This window comes from Rhizobium sp. Leaf384, assembly GCF_001424065.1.
Lineage (GTDB): Bacteria > Pseudomonadota > Alphaproteobacteria > Rhizobiales > Rhizobiaceae > Ferranicluibacter.
Window position 1 is genome coordinate 983228 of sequence record NZ_LMQE01000005.1, and the last position, 16377, is coordinate 999604.

12 protein-coding genes are annotated in these 16377 nt (G+C 64.1%); 3 read left to right on the forward strand and 9 right to left on the reverse strand.

Features of this window, described 5'->3' with window-relative positions; genetic code table 11:
• Window positions 1-158: 158 nt before the first annotated feature.
• Both ASG25_RS12945 and ASG25_RS12950 read right to left on the reverse strand, forming a co-directional pair.
• On the reverse strand, window positions 159-3314 hold the full coding sequence (locus ASG25_RS12945) for an efflux RND transporter permease subunit (RefSeq protein WP_062474124.1): 3156 nt from the start codon (window positions 3312-3314) through the stop codon (window positions 159-161).
• Window positions 3311-4537 (reverse strand): efflux RND transporter periplasmic adaptor subunit, encoded by a 1227-nt coding sequence (locus ASG25_RS12950; protein WP_062474125.1) that lies wholly within the window; start codon window positions 4535-4537, stop codon window positions 3311-3313. The genes ASG25_RS12945 and ASG25_RS12950 overlap by 4 nt, the downstream gene beginning before the upstream one ends.
• Before the next feature lie 232 nt (window positions 4538-4769).
• Between ASG25_RS12950 and ASG25_RS12955 the strand changes: the two genes are divergently transcribed.
• Window positions 4770-7343: a UvrD-helicase domain-containing protein gene (locus ASG25_RS12955; RefSeq protein WP_062474126.1), complete on the forward strand. Its 2574-nt coding sequence runs from the start codon at window positions 4770-4772 to the stop codon at window positions 7341-7343.
• Window positions 7344-7464: 121 nt separating this feature from the next.
• Here ASG25_RS12955 and ASG25_RS22785 read toward each other — a convergent pair whose 3' ends face one another.
• The 4 genes from ASG25_RS22785 to ASG25_RS12975 form a co-directional block, all read right to left on the reverse strand.
• Window positions 7465-7677, reverse strand: a complete 213-nt coding sequence (locus ASG25_RS22785) for a hypothetical protein (RefSeq protein ID WP_062601080.1) — start codon at window positions 7675-7677, stop codon at window positions 7465-7467.
• Window positions 7678-8326: 649 nt separating this feature from the next.
• On the reverse strand, window positions 8327-9040 hold the full coding sequence (locus ASG25_RS12965) for a hypothetical protein (RefSeq protein ID WP_062474127.1): 714 nt from the start codon (window positions 9038-9040) through the stop codon (window positions 8327-8329).
• Window positions 9041-9112: 72 nt separating this feature from the next.
• Complete coding sequence (locus ASG25_RS12970) at window positions 9113-10327, reverse strand: DUF2778 domain-containing protein (RefSeq protein ID WP_062474129.1); 1215 nt, start codon at window positions 10325-10327, stop codon at window positions 9113-9115.
• 248 nt (window positions 10328-10575) lie between these two features.
• Window positions 10576-11829: a YeeE/YedE family protein gene (locus ASG25_RS12975; RefSeq protein WP_082480108.1), complete on the reverse strand. Its 1254-nt coding sequence runs from the start codon at window positions 11827-11829 to the stop codon at window positions 10576-10578.
• A 241-nt stretch (window positions 11830-12070) separates the two neighbouring features.
• On the opposite strand from ASG25_RS12975, the gene ASG25_RS12985 reads away from it, so the two are divergent.
• A complete protein-coding gene (locus ASG25_RS12985) occupies window positions 12071-12571 on the forward strand; it encodes a CreA family protein (RefSeq protein ID WP_082480110.1) in 501 nt (166 codons plus the stop codon).
• A gap of 44 nt (window positions 12572-12615) precedes the next feature.
• Here the strand turns inward: ASG25_RS12985 and pncA are convergent, their stop codons facing one another.
• From pncA to ASG25_RS13000, 3 genes are all read right to left on the reverse strand, one after another.
• The gene (gene pncA, locus ASG25_RS12990; protein ID WP_062474133.1) at window positions 12616-13257 is read right to left on the reverse strand and encodes a bifunctional nicotinamidase/pyrazinamidase; all 642 of its coding nucleotides are present in this window, start codon (window positions 13255-13257) and stop codon (window positions 12616-12618) included.
• A 117-nt stretch (window positions 13258-13374) separates the two neighbouring features.
• On the reverse strand, window positions 13375-13839 hold the full coding sequence (locus ASG25_RS12995) for a chemotaxis protein CheW (protein ID WP_062474135.1): 465 nt from the start codon (window positions 13837-13839) through the stop codon (window positions 13375-13377).
• 2 nt (window positions 13840-13841) lie between these two features.
• A complete protein-coding gene (locus tag ASG25_RS13000) occupies window positions 13842-15911 on the reverse strand; it encodes a methyl-accepting chemotaxis protein (RefSeq protein WP_062474137.1) in 2070 nt (689 codons plus the stop codon).
• Window positions 15912-16123: 212 nt separating this feature from the next.
• Here ASG25_RS13000 and ASG25_RS22790 point away from each other — a divergent pair, with 212 nt between their 5' ends.
• Complete coding sequence (locus tag ASG25_RS22790) at window positions 16124-16279, forward strand: hypothetical protein (protein ID WP_156379658.1); 156 nt, start codon at window positions 16124-16126, stop codon at window positions 16277-16279.
• Window positions 16280-16377: the final 98 nt, after the last annotated feature.

Here is a 16377-nt window from a genome sequence, read left to right on the forward strand (position 1 = left end):
TGCGGTCCTGCTGAGATATCAATGCGCTACTGTAGAATCCGGAATCACTTTGTCCAGCCTCTCCTTCGTCGCGTGAGGATCTCCCGGCATTTTGCAAAACGCATGGGACGCCGGCGCCACAGCTGCACCGTTTCGAGACAGATGCGGTGCGCGGCCGACTATTCCGCCGCGCGCAGCCGTTCCTCTTGCTCCACCTCGTGGACGCCGTAGGCTGCGGCGAGCTCCCGCTGCAAGCGCCGTTCCTCGTCCACCTGCGGCTTGGAGAAGCGTGCGATGGCCAGGTAGGCGACAGGGGTCAGGTACAGCGTGACGACGGTGGCAAGACCGAGGCCGCCGACGAGAACCCAGCCAAGCGCGACACGGGCCTCCGCCCCCGCACCACTGGCAAGCACGAGCGGTACGGCACCGACGATGGTCGCGATCATCGTCATCATCACCGGACGAAGCCGGATATTGGCGGCATTCTCGATCGCCTCGCGCAGGCCCTGCCCGCGGTCGCGCAGCTGGTTGGCGAACTCGACGATCAGGATGCCGTTCTTCGCCATGATGCCGACCAGGAGCACAAGGCCGATCTGGCTGTAGATGTTCAGCGTGTTGCCCGTGAGAATCATCGCGAACACGGCGCAGGCAAGGCCGAGCGGCACCGTCGACATGATCACGAGGCCGCTAACCAGGCTTTCAAACTGCGCGGCCAGCACAAGGAAGATGATGACGATCGCAAAGCCGAAGGTGACAAACAGGGCGCCGGAATTCTCGTTAAGCGTGGCAGCTTCCGCCAGCGGCACCACGCGGGACCCTGCGGGCAGGAGCGGTTTGGCGACCTGCTCGGCATAGGCGAGCGCTTCGCCGAGCCCGGTCCCAGGCGCAAGGCCGGCGGAAAGCGACACGGCACGAAGCTGCGATTCGCGCGACAGCTGTGGCGCGACGGCCTGTTCCTTAACGGTCGCGATCGACGACATCGGCACGATCTTTCCGTCCCCGGTCTTCAGGTAGAGGTTTTGGAGGTCCGTCGGATCGTTGACGGGATTGGTGGTCGACAGCAGCTTTACCGGATAGGCCTCGCCCTCGACATAGACGTCGATGACGCTGTTGCCGTCGAGCATCGCCTGCAGAGCCGCCGACAGGCCGTTGATGTCAATGCCGAGATCCGAGGCGCGTTCCCGGTCGATGGTGACGGACAGCTGCGCCTGGTTCGCCTCGTAGTTCAGGCGCACGTTTTCAAACCGGCCGCTGTCCTCCATCTGCCGGACGAGCTTGGCGGCGGCATCGCCGAGCGCCTTGTAATCATTGCCCACCAAAGCGAGCTGCAGCCCGTTGCCGGCACCGCGGATCCCCAGGCTGTTGGGCTGGACCGGGAAGACGCGGATCGACGGAATCTCGGCCGACAGGCGCGAGATCTCGCGCGAGATCTGCTGCTGCGTCCGCTCGCGGTCGCCCCAGGGGGACAGCGACAGGACCATGAAGCCGGAGTTGACGGCACCGCCCTGCCCCGAGATGGAATAGACATTGGCGATTTCGCCTGCCTTGACCATCGGTTGCAGCGCATCTTCCACGCGGCGCATCTGCGCCTGGGTGTAATCCAGCGAAACGCCCTGCGGCGCCTGCATGCGCAGAAGAATACGCGCCCGGTCCTCCGTCGGCGTCAGCTCGGACGGAAGCGTGGTGAAGGCGACGCCGCCAGCCACGACGAGCATGGCGGCGGCGAGGAAGACGACGAGCGGTGAATTGAGACAGGCCGTGAGGGAACGCCGATAGCCACGGGCAAAGACGCCGCCGACCCGTCCGAGGACGCCGCTGTGACCATGCCCATCATGCTGCGCCGTGAGCATGCGCGACGCCAGCATGGGGCAGAAGGTGAGCGCCACGAAGGCCGAAAGAAGGATGGCGAAGGCGAGGACGAAACCGAATTCGCGGAAGAGCCCACCGGTCTGCCCGGGCAGGAAGGACAAGGGAATGAACACGGCAGCCAGGGTCGCCGTGGTCGCGATGACCGCGAAGAACACCTCGAGCGTGCCGAGCACGGCGGCGGCCCGCGGCCCCATCCCTTCGCTTCGCCGTCGCACGATGTTTTCGAGCACGACGATGGCATCGTCGACCACCAGGCCGGTCGCCAGCACGATGGCCAGCAGCGTCAGGATGTTGATCGAGAACCCGGCCATGTAGATGGCGGCACAGGTGCCGATCAGCGCGATCGGCATGGTCAGAACCGGGATCAGGGTCGCCCGCCAGTCGAGGAGGAACAGGTAGATGACCACCGTCACGATGATGACGGAAGCCACCAGCGCGATCTCCACCTCATGGATGGCGCCCTGGATGAAGACGGCGTCGTCGCTGGTAATGGTGAGCTCGGTCCCCGGCGGCAGGATCTTGCCGATCTCCGCGACCGTCGTCTTGACGCCGTTCGAGATGTCCAGCGTATTCGATTGCGCCTGGCGGATGATGCCGAGGCCGATGCCCTGTTTGCCGCCGGAGCGCAGGGAGGACGTGCCGACGTCGGGGCCCATGGTCACGGTGGCGACGTCGCCGAGGCGCACATTCGGCCCGAGGATGACCTTCTCGAACTGCTCCGGCGTCTGCAGGTCGGCCGTCGCGCGGACGGAGAGATCCTGATTGGCGCTGGTCAGCGATCCTGCGGGAACGTCGAGCGAGGCGGTGGCCAGCGCCGTGCGCAGATTGGCGACCGTAAGGCCGCGCGCCGCGAGCTTGCCCTGGTTGACGTCGATGCGGAAGATCTTCTCCTGCTCGCCGTTCAACTGGACGTCGGCCACGCCTTCGACCGAAGCGAGCCTGTCGGTCACCTCGTTCTCGGCCAAAAGGGTAAGATCCTCCATCGACAGCGTGTCGGAGGTCAGCGCAAGCCGCAGGATCGGCTGGCTGTCGGCGTCCGCCTTGACGATTTGCGGCGCATCGGCACCGTCCGGCAGATCATTGGTGACACGGCCGAGCGCATCGCGCACATCGTTAGAGGCCTGGCCGATATCCGTCGTGTCGGAGAACTGGAGCGTCACGCGGCTCTGGGCGTACTGCGAGGTGGACGAAATATCCTTGATGCCCTGCACGCGCGAGACGGCACCCTCGATCACCGACGTCAACTCGCGGTCGACCGCCTCCGGTGCAGCACCCTCGAATCGCGTATTGACGGAAACGACCGGCTGGTCGACCTCCGGGAGTTCGCGGATCTCCACGCCGTTCAACGCGGCAAGGCCTGCGACGATGATCAGCGTATTGACCACCAGCGCAAAGATCGGCCGTCGGATGAAGAGCGCGGTGAAACCCGCCGATCCCCCCGCATCCGTCTTGTGCGCGCCGCTCATCGCGCCACCTCCGTGGCCGTCACAGGAGGCTGCGCACTCGACATCTTCTGCTCGCCCCCGTCCTTGGTCGAACGGGCAGGTGCATTGGCGACCTTGACCTCGCCGCCATCGCGCAGGCGCTGGACGCCTTCGGTGGCGACCATGTCGCCCTTCTCAAGCTTGGCATCCACCAGGACCTTGTCGGAGTTGCGCTGGATGATCGTCACCGGCACGCGCTCCGCCTTGCTGTCGACGACCCGCCAGACATAGGAGCCATCGGCGCTCCACTGCACGGCCAGCGGATTGACCGTGGGATAGCTGTCTCCGGGGAAGCGGACGGTGACCGAGAAGGACATGCCCGCACGCAGGCTGTCGTCGGGATTGTCGAGGCGCGCACGCACCCGCAGGGTCCGGCTCGCCTGGTCGATGCGGTTGTCGATCGCGTGGATCGCGCCGGTCAGCTGGCGCGTGACCTGGGCCACGGCAACGGCGGAAACCTCCTGGCCGACCTTCATGTTGTTCGCAAACCGCTCGGGAACCCAGAAATCGACAAGAATCTGCGACCGATCATCGACGACGGCGATCGGCGTCGAGGTGGTGACGTAATCGCCGGGATTGACCGTGATGATACCGACGACACCCTTGGACGGCGACGTGATGGCGCGCCGAGCGAGGTCCAGTTCCGCCGTCTTCAGGGCAAGCTCCGCGGCCTGCTCGGCAAATTCTGCCTCCCGCAGTGTCGCGATCGAAACGGCGTTGCCGAGGCGCCGATTGCGCTCGACCTTGTCGCGGGCGGCATCCAAGAGCACCTTTGCCTGCGCGACCGCGAGCACCTGCTCGTCGCTGTCGAGCTTTGCAATCACCTGCCCCTTCTCGATCCGGTCGCCGGATTTCACCAGAACTTCGGTCAGGTTGCCGGTCGACAACGGCGTGACGGACACGGAGAGGATCGCTTCGCCATTGCCGATGGCGTTGAGCCGATCATTGACGAGCGCCGTCCCCGCAGCTTCGGTCACGACAAGCGGCGTCTGGTTGCCGGCAGCGGCCCGTTGCGTGCCGCTCGGCCCGCTTCGTCCTTGCCCCTTGTCCTGCCCGGTCGTCGCCGGCGCGACAAGGGCCACCATCCCGCCGGGAACGCCTGCCGAGACGAGCAAGGGTCCGGCCGAGGGCGCGAACCGCACCCATACCCCCAGACCGACGAGGAGAATGACGAGGCTGAGGATCAGCTGTTTCCAGATCTGCATGCAGGTCTCCGAAGTGGGCATTCCCGAAAGGGATGGTTCAGACGAGCGGAATGCAACGGCCAGCGGCAAAGTACCGGGCGGCACGCGTGTCACGCAATCCCGGACGGCCATCATTACGCAATTGTAATGCGGACGGATTTCCCGCACCCGGCAGATCGTTCAGCCTTCGGGCCCGGAATAAAAGAAGAACGCAATTCTGGCCTTTCAGACCCGAATCACTACATTGAGCCGCATGAGCAACGGTTTCGACGACATCCCCTTCTTCGACGAAGAGCCCGCACGCACGCCTCCGAAAGGTGATCGCGGAAGCCTCGCATCGGCAAAGGCAGCCGGTGGCGCGCCGGATGGCCACGGCACCCCGGGCGAAGCGGATCAGGACCGGCGCCCTGCGCCTTCGCAGGGGCCCTCGGGTCTTGCCGCGCGCGCCATGGCCGCACGCGACCGCGACCGTGCCCCGGATTATCTCTCTGGCCTCAACCCGGAACAGCGCCTGGCAGTGGAAACGCTGGACGGTCCGGTGCTCGTTCTGGCAGGCGCGGGCACAGGCAAGACACGGGTCTTGACCACGCGCATCGCCCACATCATGGCGACCGGCCGGGCCTATCCGAGCCAGATCCTGGCCGTCACCTTCACGAACAAGGCCGCGCGCGAGATGAAGGAGCGCATCGGCGTTCTCGTGGGCGGCGCCGTGGAGGGCATGCCGTGGCTCGGCACGTTCCACTCTATCGGCGTCAAGCTTCTCCGGCGTCATGCCGAGCTCGCGGGCATCCGCTCGGATTTCACCATCCTCGACACCGACGACGTCACCCGCCTGATCAAGCAGATCCTGCAAGCCGAATCGATCGACGACAAGCGCTGGCCGGCCAAGCAGTTCGCGCAGCTGATCGACGGCTGGAAAAACAAGGGGCTGACGCCCGCGGACATTCCCGAGGGTGATGCGCGCGCGTTCGGCAACGGCAAGGGCCGCGAGCTCTACGCGGCCTACCAGGCGCGCCTGCGAACCCTGAACGCCTGCGATTTCGGCGACCTCCTGCTTCACCCGATCGCGATCTTCCGCAAGCATCCCGATCTGCTGCGCGAGTATCACGGCCGATTCCGCTATATTCTGGTGGATGAGTATCAGGATACCAACACGGCGCAGTACATGTGGCTCCGCCTTCTGGCCCAGCGACCGAGCCCCGCCAAAGGGGAACCACGCACCGCGGACAACACCGTCAACATCTGCTGCGTGGGCGACGACGACCAGTCGATCTACGGCTGGCGCGGCGCGGAGGTGGACAACATTCTGCGGTTCGACAAGGATTTTCCCGGCGCCGTCGTGATCAAGCTGGAACGCAACTACCGCTCGACCGCCCATATCCTTGCGACGGCCGGCCATCTCATTGCCCATAATGAAGGCCGCCTCGGCAAGACGCTGTTCACGGACCGGCACGATAGCGACGACCGGAAGGTCCAGGTGCACGCCGCCTGGGATTCCGAAGAGGAAGCCCGCGCGGTCGGGGAAGAGATCGAACAGCTCCAGCGCGACAAGCACATGCTGAACGACATGGCGATCCTTGTGCGCGCGTCCTTCCAGATGCGCGAGTTCGAAGACCGGTTCGTCACCCTCGGGCTGAACTATCGCGTCATCGGGGGTCCGCGCTTCTACGAGCGCATGGAGATCCGCGACGCGATGGCCTATTTCCGGCTCGTCTGTCAGGATGCCGACGATCTGGCCTTCGAGCGCATCGTCAACACGCCGAAGCGCGGCCTCGGCGACACCACGATCCGCCTCCTCCACGACTATGCGCGCGCCCGCGATATCCCGATGCTGGCGGCCGCGGCCGATATCATCGAGACCGACGAGGTGAAAGCCAAGGCCCGCAAGTCCCTCTTCGACGTCGTCACCATGGTGCGCCGCTGGCAGGGGCTGCTTGAAAACACGCCGCATACGGAGCTTGCAGAAATCATTCTCGAGGAATCCGGCTATACCGACATGTGGAAGGTCGACAAAACGGCCGAAGCCCCCGGCCGACTGGAAAACCTGAAGGAACTCGTGCGCTCGATGGAGGCCTTCGAGAGCATGCGCGGCTTCCTCGAACATGTTTCGCTGGTCATGGATGCCGAGCAGAACGAGAGCCTCGACGCCGTCAACATCATGACGCTGCACTCCGCCAAGGGGCTGGAATTCGAAACGGTCTTTCTTCCCGGCTGGGAGGAAGGCCTTTTCCCGCACCAGCGTTCGCTGGACGAAGGCGGGCGATCGGGGCTCGAGGAGGAACGCCGCCTCGCTTATGTCGGCATCACGCGCGCCAAGCGCCGCTGCCATCTCTGGTTCGTGTCGAACCGCCGCATCCATGGCCTCTGGCAGTCGACCATCCCCTCGCGCTTCATCGAGGAGCTGCCCGTGGATCATGTCGAGGTTGCGGAGATGGAGCAGTCCTATGGCGGCTACGGGCGCGGCGGCTATGGCCAGTCCCGCTTCGACAAGCAGGAGCCTTTCCAGAACACCTATGCCACGCCGGGCTGGAAGCGCGCCCAGGCCAACAAGACGGATGCGACCCGCGACAACTGGGGCAACCGTTCCGGCGTTGCCATCGACCGCATCGGCTACGGCGAAAGCGGGCCCAAGGCGCGGACGATCGAGGGGGAACTGACGGTCCGCTCGACCGTGGAAACGCCCTCCAAATTCGCCATCGGCGACCGCGTCTTCCACATCAAGTTCGGCAATGGCAATGTCGCCGGTATCGAAGGCAACAAGCTGACGATCGACTTCGATCGCGCCGGCCAGAAACGCGTGCTGGACGGCTTCGTCGAAAAGGTCTGACGGCGAAGACTTTAGTCCCGATGGATCCCTGTATGGTGCGTATGCTTCTTCTGTTTATGATTTCATGAAGCTTTTGACATTAAAGAGCCTCACCTGCTTTTTATCGCAGGTGAGGCTCTTTTTATTTTTTCTGATCGAGATTAACCGCTGGATCATTTGGCCAGCGCTTCAACGCGATAATCCATAGAAAGACGATGCTGATCAAAGGTAATACTGTCAAGATCGACAGGATTGCCGGCAGGCCAGTTCGCTTAAAAATGATCCAGAATGGAGCTACAAAGCCTACCGCAAAAATCAGAACTATTAGCAAATGCCATAAACTAAAACTACCCATGTCTCCCTCTCTGCTAAGTCGCCAGAATATATTCATATATCATAATATATTAAATTAGCATGAATGATTCAAACGCCAAGCTCTCTTCGCTTTGGTGTTATAAATTCCGCTTCTATTATTGTACATTGGTCTAGAAGTGTTTGTATTTGTTTCATTTTATATATTTGGTCTATAGATTCGTCAGTTTTAGCTAACCTAACCGTTTTCACGTCGTTGACGAAAAGGTTCAACCCGCTTTCGCCGCCGTTAGTTCCTGAGTCGGACCCCGTTCGATGGCCTTTGCCAGTGCAGCCCGTTGAGCATCGTTCAACCGTGACCGAGGTCCGGGAGCCTTTCCATCAACCAGCCCGGCGGGCCCATTGCCATTAAACCGCAGGCCCCAGTCTCGCACGATCTGCAGCGTCACATCGCCCAGCAGCGCCGCATCCGAGCGCGAGCCTCCCTCATAGATCAAGGCAAGCGCCATAAGACGACGCGCCTGCGCCGCATCCTGCTCTGGTGGGCCAGACGCCGAAGACTTCCCTCGTCGAAATCTGCTCGCAATGAAATCGTTGCCCCCATGGCTCATCTCCGGTTTGCAGTTTGCACCAGAGATTCTGATTCCTTGCCGTTCGGGAAGCCTAGGAGTCGCAGTCAGTGAGGACCCGCTTTAGCGCTTGACCGCCAGCCAGATGACATGGCGGGCGCCGCCACGTTTGCCGTTGGCCCGCGTCGAGACGGCGTCGGCGTCGAAGCCGCACTCTTTTAGCCGGCGGGTGAAACGCGGATCCGGGCCAGACGACCAGACGGCGAGCACGCCGCCCGGACGGAGCGCCGCATGCGCGGCCCGCAACCCGTGGTGATCGTAGAGACGATCGTTGGATGCGCGGGTCAGCCCATCGGGGCCGTTGTCCACATCGAGCAGGATCGCATCATAGGCTGCGCGTGCGGAGGCGATGCAGGTGCCAACATCGCCTTCGTGAATTGTGACCCTTTGGTCGTCGAGACAGCCCTTGAACACGCTCGCCATCGGTCCCCGCGCCCATCGAACGACAGCCGGCACCAGTTCGGCCACCATCACCTCGGCCCCTTCGGGCAGGATGGCGAGCGCGGCACGCAGGGTAAATCCCATGCCGAGCCCACCGATGAGGAACGCCGGACGCGGTCGCTCGCCGATCTTCGCCCAGGCGAGAGAGGCCAGTGCCTCCTCGGATCCGCTGAGCCGACTGTTCATCAGCTCGTTGTTTCCGAGCATGATGGAGAACTCCTCGCCGCGGCTCTTCAGCCGCAATTCGCCTACGTTGCCGCCACCGGCGGCACCGGAATGTGCGTCAGGGGTCGCGCCGGGAATGTCGGCTCTATCGATCTCGATCCAGGGAAGCATCGGCAGGGGTCCGGTTGAAGACGCCCCTCCCTACCCCAGATCGCGACGGACGGGAACCGCCTGCTGGCCCGATCAGCCGTTGCGCGAGAAGAGCGAGGCAAGGGTCTTGGCGGGCTTGGAGAAGCCGCCCTTCATGCTCTTGACGATGACCATCTGGGTGATCTCGCCACGCTTGAAGGCCTTGAGGAAGCGCGGGTAGTCGGCAAAGGCCACGCAGCCATGGCTGTCGCCGCGATTGCGCAGGAGATAGCTGTGCGCCAGCAGGCCGACGCGGCCATGCGGTGCGACCCCATCGATCGGGGTCAGGCGGACAGCTTCCACGCCGTGGAACAGGGCTTCGCGCATCGTCACCTTGTAAGTGCCGGGAGGTGTCGGGCCCTTCATCGGAATGTGCACGGCATTGGGGTTGTCGCGCAGCTTGCCGATGCCGGAATGCGCCTCGAGCTTCTCCCCGTTCGGCATATGCACGACCCCGGCTGAAATATCGTAATATGCGACACCCTTGCGGCTGCCGAACAGCGGCCGGGACGGCGCCATCGACGGCTCGTCGTCATCCAGATCGATCGGCGCGTTCGGCTTGGCATAGGCCAGTTGCATCGATGGCTTGCGCGGACGCTCCGCAGCCGCGGGCGCCTCGTCGGCCTCGATGGTGACGCCGGGGCGGGACAGAGGCAGCGGCCCGAGGTCGGGCAGACGATCCGTCGTCTCGTCATCGTTGAGCACGAGACTGAAAGGCTTTGGCAGCGAACCGGTCGTCTGGTTGTCCGGCTCCAGCATCGCATTTTCACGCAAGGGAACAGAAACCTCCGCGCGGGCATCGAGGGACGCGACCTGAACCGCCGCAGCTGTCGCGACCGGCGCGGCCGGCTTCGGCGGTAGAGCCGCCAGGACGATGCGGTGCGCCGCGCTGGCGGATGCGATCGGCGGCGGGGCCTTGGCGACCGCGACGGCGACGACCGGTGTTTTCACGAGGCGCGAGAACTTTGCCACATGCACGGTCCGCTCGCCCACGGGGCCGCGTGCGATGGCATTGAGGCCAAGCGACGTCTGGAAGGCCGGACGCCCCCCGGTGGCAAGATCGCCCGCAACGCCGTGGATGGTCAGAAGGGTCGCCATCAGCCAACCGGCGCCGGCAAGGCCGACACCTGCGATGGCAAGCCCCGGCAGCCAGCCTGCGCGCTTCTCCGTGCGGAGGCCGGGCCTGTGCGGCGACTGGGACTGCTGGCGACGGGGACGCGTCTGCGAACGCGTGTCGACCTGTCGAACATTCTCAATCGCTAGCGCCATGGAACTCTTTACCCAAATTGGTTACGCAATCCGACGACAGCACGCCGTGCGCTGTCGTCGAAGCCGGCCGTTTGGGTCGCCTGGCGCTGATGTTGCGCGCTCCCTAGAACACTGCCGCTAGGCGAAAGAATGGCGAAACATGGTAACCATTTCCTTTACGAGCATCCCGAATTCTGACGATTGTGAAAAAGCAGAAGCCGCAGGCATGCCCGCGGCTTCCGTCCGAATCGCGTTTTTCGGCCGTAGGTTCAACCGTCGATCCGCGCCGGAGCCCGGCGTTCCAGGAAGAACCAGGGGCGCAGGCGCACGCCCAGAACATTGCCGGCAAAGGCAGCGACGGCCCAGAGATAGCCATGCAGGCTGCCGGACGCGATGCCGGAAAAATACGCTCCGATGTTGCAGCCATAGGCGATCCGTGCGCCATAGCCCAGCAGCAAACCGCCGACGACAGCGGCCAGGATGGACCTCAGGGGAATATCGAGGCTCGGCGCGAATCGCCCTGCCAGAGACGCGGCCAGCATGGCACCGGCGATCAGCCCGAAATCCATGATCGAGGTTACGTCCGCAAAGACGCTTTCGGCGAGTGCCTTGGCATTGGCCGGCGTCTGCCAATAGGCCCAGGCAGACGGATCAAGACCGATGGCCTGTGCGCCCTTGGCACCCCAGAGCGCGAAGGCGGAGGTGATGCCCCAGGGCCGGCCGGCGAGCGCCAGCGTCGCAAAGTTGAGGAGCGCCAGCGCAACGGCGCCCCAGACCAGCGGCCACGGGCCCCGCAGGAAACGCCCCATCCCGCTGCGCGGCGATGGCGGCGCCTGCTCCAGCGCACCGTTGCGCCGCCGCTCGACCATCACGGTCAGTCCTGCGATCGCGGCGAAGATGGCCAGCGAGACCGCGATGCCGCCCCAGGCGCCGAATGTCTGGACGAGCGAGAGCGGCGGAAGAGCGGGCAGGCTCGTCCACCAGTCGAAATGCACGGTGGCCAGAACCGAGCCGATCACGAAGAAGAGCAACGTCACCAACATGCGTGCATTGCCGCCGCCCGCCGTGAAGAGCGTGCCGGAGGCACATCCGCCGCCGAGCTGCATGCCGATGCCGAACATGAAAGCGCCGGCGAGAACGCCGAGACCTGCTGGCGAGACCGAGCCCTTGACCGGATGCCCGAACAGCGTTCCGTCGGCCAGCGCCGGGAAAAACAGGATGACGGCGAGTGCAAGCAGGATCATCTGGACCCGAAGGCCGCGCCCGCGACCCTCCGCGATGAAAACGCGCCAGGCCGACGTGAATCCGAAGGCCGCGTGATAAAGGGATATCCCAAGCGCGCCGCCCACCAGGAAAAGCGCGCCCTGCGCCGGCCCGTAGGCAAGACCGAGAAGAAGGGTTCCGAGAAGAAGGACAGCGATCGCGACGAGGCCCGGCGCCCCGAGAAACGGCGCATCGCTTTGCGGCGCGCCCGCAGGCGACGGCCTCGACGGTGAAAGTTCGGATGGCGACAGAACGGACATGGGCAAGTCTCCTAAAACCCGGGATATAGAGGCGGGGGTACCGTCCTTCGAGGAAACCTGTTCTACGCTGGAGCTCCAGGTCGGAAAGTTGTTCCACAGCGATGACCGTTCAAACCGGGCCGGAATGTCCGTTCCGGTGATCGATAGGGAGCGCCGCTACGGCCGACATTTCATCATGGATGGCTTGTATTGCGGCGGTGCGCGCTTATCTCGGCTATGAACCTGATCCGGAGACCTGCCGATGCCTTTGCCCACGATCCGCCTTGCTGCCGCTGCTGCCTTTGTTGGCCTTGTCGGTCTTGCGTCTCCTTCCATGGCCGAAGTCGTCGGCGATGTCGGCGTGGACTGGACCGGCAACGATATCGTCGTGGATGCCGTCACGGACCCGAAGGTCGAGGGCATAACCTGCCATGTCACCTATTTTGACCGCGGCGTCATCGATCGCCTGCGCAAGGGCAACTGGTTCGAAGATCCGTCCAACAATTCGATTGCCTGTCGCCAGACCGGGCCCATCGTTATCGATGATATCGACCTGTCGAAGGGTGGCGAGGAGGTCTTCCGGTCCGGCCTCTCCCTGATCTGGAAGTCGCTGCAGGTCACGCGCGTCTATGACAGGAAGAACAACACGCTGATCTACCTGGCGCATTCCCGCCAGGTCGTCGAGGGCTCTGCAAAGATGTCGATCTCGACCGTGCCGCTGTTCAACCAGCAGGTCAAGTGGAAGAAGGGCGCTCCACAATAAGGCGCGCTGCATACCGGACGCAGGGGTCATCGGTGAGGCCGGAGTTACGTCGCGGCTCGCAGCTCGCCGAGAACCCCGTCCGACGTTACGACGACGATTCCGGATGCCGTCATCTCGTCGATGGCCCGGCGGACACCCGCCGGGTCGATCCCGCGGCTGGCATCCTCGATGAACCGGATCTGCACCGCCGGCAGCATGGCCCGGGCATCGAGGGCCGAAAACTTCACGCAATAGTCCGTCGCCAGTCCGCAGAGATCGAGGCGGGCCACGCCGCGTTCTAAGAGCCAGTCGGACAGGCCCGTCAGGGCCGTTCGATCATTGTCCCGAAACGCCGAATAGCTGTCGACCGTGCGGTCGAGGCCCTTCTGCTGGATCATGTCGATCCGCGCGAGATCGAGGTCCGGGCGGAGTGCCGCGTCCTGCGTGCCCTGGACGCAATGGTCCGGCCAGAGCATCTGCGGCTGCCCCTTCAACGTTCCCATCGTGAAGGGAGCCGCACCTTCATGTTGTGAAGCAAAGCTGCCGTGGTCGGCGGGATGCCAGTCCTGCGACGCGACGACGAGATCGTAGCCCCCTTCCGCCATCAGCCGATTTACGACAGGCACGACCGCATCCCCGTCGGGAACGGCAAGGTTTCCGCCGGGGCAGAAACCGTTCTGGATATCGATCAGCAGGAGGCATTTCATCGGCTGCGTCTCTCCCGCGGCTTGGGTCCTGGCAAGGCAGAGCTTAAACCGCAGGACCGCGCAGGGCTAGCCCTGCGCGGCGACGCTGCAGATGTGGTGACCGCCCGCGGGCGCCGATCAGGCAGCCTGCGCGAGCTCGTCCGCGATGACGGTGTCGAGATTGAGGAAGCAGACCATGGTCTTCTCCAGCGCCACGATGCCACGGCAGAAGGCGCGCTGTTCTTCGGGAATGATTTCCGGTGCCGACTGCAGGTCCTCGCTGCGGATCGTCATCATGTCGGAAACCTGTTCGACGAGCAGTCCGACCAGCTTGCCGGCGATATCGGTGACGATGATGGCAGAGCGCTCCGACGGCTCCGTCATGTTCATGCCGAGGCGGCACGCCATGTCGATGACGGGAATGACCGCGCCGCGCAGGTTGATCAGTCCGAGGACGTAGGGCGGCGTGTGCGGCATCGGCGTCACGGGAGCCCAGCCGCGGATTTCACGGATGGCCATGATGTCGATGCAGAATTCCTGGTTGCCGAGATGGAAGGATACGATCTCCATCGAGCTTCCCGACTGTTTGGATGTGGTGTTCATGATCAGAATTCTTCCCATTGATCTTTGGAATTGGAGGCCGCCGGTGCTGCGAAGGCGCCGGAAAGCTTGCCCATGAGCGCCTTGGCGGGCGACGGAGCAGGACGGGAGTTGGCAGCCGCGGGTCGCACGGTCGCCGGACGGGCGGCAACCGGCCGCGGGGCGGCAGACGTTGTTTTTGCAGGCGTAGCTGGACGGTGGCTTGCCGGGGCGGAGGACATCGTGCGGGATGTCTGCGAGGGGGTGGACGCCGTCGCGTACGACGCCGCCGCACCGCCGATGGCAAACTGGCCGATCAGGGTCGAGAGGCTCTCCGCATCCTGCGCCAGCGTATGGCTTGCCGCGTTCGTCTGCTCGACCATTGCTGCGTTCTGCTGCGTCATCTGGTCGAGCTGGCCGATCGCGATGTTGATCTCGGTGAGACCCGTGGACTGTTCGCGTGCGGCAACGACGATGGTGCGCATATGCTCGTTGATCTGGTCGACATCGGTTCCGATTCGACCAAGCGCCTCGCCTGTCTCCTGGACCAGCCGCACGCCCGTCCCGACTTCGGCCGACGACCGGCTGACAAGGCCCTTGATGTCCTTGGCGGCGCCCGCGGCCCGCTGCGCCAGCTCGCGCACCTCCTGGGCGACGACGGCAAAGCCCTTGCCAGCCTCGCCGGCACGGGCAGCCTCGACGCCAGCATTCAGCGCAAGAAGGTTGGTCTGGAACGCGATTTCGTCGATGACGTTAATGATCTTGCCGATCTCGGCCGATGCGTCCTCGATGCGCGCCATGGCGGCCACGGCCTCGCCAACGATACGGCCGGACTCTTCGGCATTGGCGTGGGTCCGGCTGACCATCTGGCTGGCCTCTTCCGCCTTCTCAGTCGCCGTGCGCACCGTGACCGTGATCTGGTCGAGCGCGGCGGAGGTTTCCTCGAGGGAGGCCGCCTGCTGTTCGGTCCGCTTGGCAAGATCGTCGGCGGCAGACCGCATCTGGCGTCCGTTGGCCGTGATCGAAGCGCTGTTGTCGCGCATGCCGGACAGCACCGTGCGCAGTTTTTCGACGGCCTGATTGAAGTCGAGGCGGAGCGATTCGAGGTCGGCCCGGAAGGGTGTATCGATGGCGACGGTCAGCTGGCCGTCGGCAAGCTTGTTCAGGGCCTGACCGAGCGCCGTGACCGCGATCTGCACCTGGCGCGCGTCATCGGCACTCGATGTCTCGCGCTGCCGGCGCTCCGTTTCGTTGTGGCTGCGGCTGTCGGCGGCATCCCGCTCCAGTCGCTGCTTGTCGATGGCATCCGTGCGGAAGCGATCGACGCAGCGCGCCATGTCGCCGATCTCGTCGCCACGCTCCACCGCTCCGACCGGCGTGGCGTAATCGCCGCCGTGAATGCGCTGCATGCTGTCGCGCACGCCGAGAATCCCGCGGCGCAGAATATTGCCCTGCACGGTCAAAAGCCCGAGAACCAGGCCCATGGAGAGAAGGCCACAGATGAACTGCCAGAAGAAGGCCTCGCTCGAAATCGCGCTCGCTTCCTCGATGCGGGCCTGCGTCATCGCCATGCTGGCTTCGGCGAGACGGCTCAGGCGTTCGGTCAGCTGTGCGCCTGCGGCGTCGATCTTGTCGTCGATGGCATCGAACGCAGCCTGATCCGCGCCGGACACGACGAGACCCTTGAGTTCTGTCTGGACCGACTGCGTCAACAGCACGATCATCTCGGGCACACCGGCGCCCAGGTCCGGCTTGCCGACCGCCGCCGCAAGACCGGCGATATCGCCGCTGGCGCTCGTCAGGCCCGAGACGCTCTCGTCGATCTCCTTCATGCGGTCCGGCGCGATCACCTTGTCGGCCTTGTCGACGATCGTATCCATCGCCGCCAGCACCAGGTCGAGGCTTGTCGCCCGCAGGTCGATGGCCTTGTTCTCCGCGTGCTTGGCAACGGTCGCTTCGTCCAGAACCCGTTCGACCTGACGGTGCTCATACCAGCCCGTCGCCAGCATCGCGCTGATTCCGACGAACGACGCCACGCCCAGCGTGGCGAGCCTCTGACTAACGGTAAGGGATCTTTGACGGGTCTCGTGATGCATGTTTGAAGCGTCCGGAATGGCGCGGGATCGTGTCGCGCACAGGGGAAGAAGCAGCGGTCACAGATGTCTTTGGCGGGAGCGGCCGACCTCATGTCGACGCGCGGAATACCTGCACGGACGAAGAGCATAACAGCGATGCATTAAAGATCTGGTAAAGATGATGGCGGCCCCTCCCCGCTTCTCCCGCGGCCGGAAACGCGCTATAGGAGGCCATGGACAAACGCCTCGTCACCACCAACACGACCCGGGTCGCGCTCATCGGCGCAGGCCTGCTGCTGTTGGGCTGGGCGGGAATGATCGGCTGGTGGCGCTATGGTCCCGAAATGCTCCTCGGGCTGGCATCGAGCAGCCTTTCGCTCTGTTTCTGATGGATGATGTGATGGATAGCGGCGTCCGGTCGCGCCTGAGATAACGAGCAGTGTCGGGTGCCGCGGACGTGATCGTCCCGACCCGCCGCGCGACCGAA

Coding starts and splice junctions, on each gene's coding strand:
- ASG25_RS12945 (WP_062474124.1), bottom strand. CDS start 3,314: ATGAGCGGCGCGCACAAGACGGATGCGGGGGGATCGGCGGGTTTCACC.
- ASG25_RS12950 (WP_062474125.1), bottom strand. CDS start 4,537: ATGCAGATCTGGAAACAGCTGATCCTCAGCCTCGTCATTCTCCTCGTC.
- ASG25_RS12955 (WP_062474126.1), top strand. CDS start 4,770: ATGAGCAACGGTTTCGACGACATCCCCTTCTTCGACGAAGAGCCCGCA.
- ASG25_RS22785 (WP_062601080.1), bottom strand. CDS start 7,677: ATGGGTAGTTTTAGTTTATGGCATTTGCTAATAGTTCTGATTTTTGCG.
- ASG25_RS12965 (WP_062474127.1), bottom strand. CDS start 9,040: ATGCTTCCCTGGATCGAGATCGATAGAGCCGACATTCCCGGCGCGACC.
- ASG25_RS12970 (WP_062474129.1), bottom strand. CDS start 10,327: ATGGCGCTAGCGATTGAGAATGTTCGACAGGTCGACACGCGTTCGCAG.
- ASG25_RS12975 (WP_082480108.1), bottom strand. CDS start 11,829: ATGTCCGTTCTGTCGCCATCCGAACTTTCACCGTCGAGGCCGTCGCCT.
- ASG25_RS12985 (WP_082480110.1), top strand. CDS start 12,071: ATGCCTTTGCCCACGATCCGCCTTGCTGCCGCTGCTGCCTTTGTTGGC.
- pncA (WP_062474133.1), bottom strand. CDS start 13,257: ATGAAATGCCTCCTGCTGATCGATATCCAGAACGGTTTCTGCCCCGGC.
- ASG25_RS12995 (WP_062474135.1), bottom strand. CDS start 13,839: ATGAACACCACATCCAAACAGTCGGGAAGCTCGATGGAGATCGTATCC.
- ASG25_RS13000 (WP_062474137.1), bottom strand. CDS start 15,911: ATGCATCACGAGACCCGTCAAAGATCCCTTACCGTTAGTCAGAGGCTC.
- ASG25_RS22790 (WP_156379658.1), top strand. CDS start 16,124: ATGGACAAACGCCTCGTCACCACCAACACGACCCGGGTCGCGCTCATC.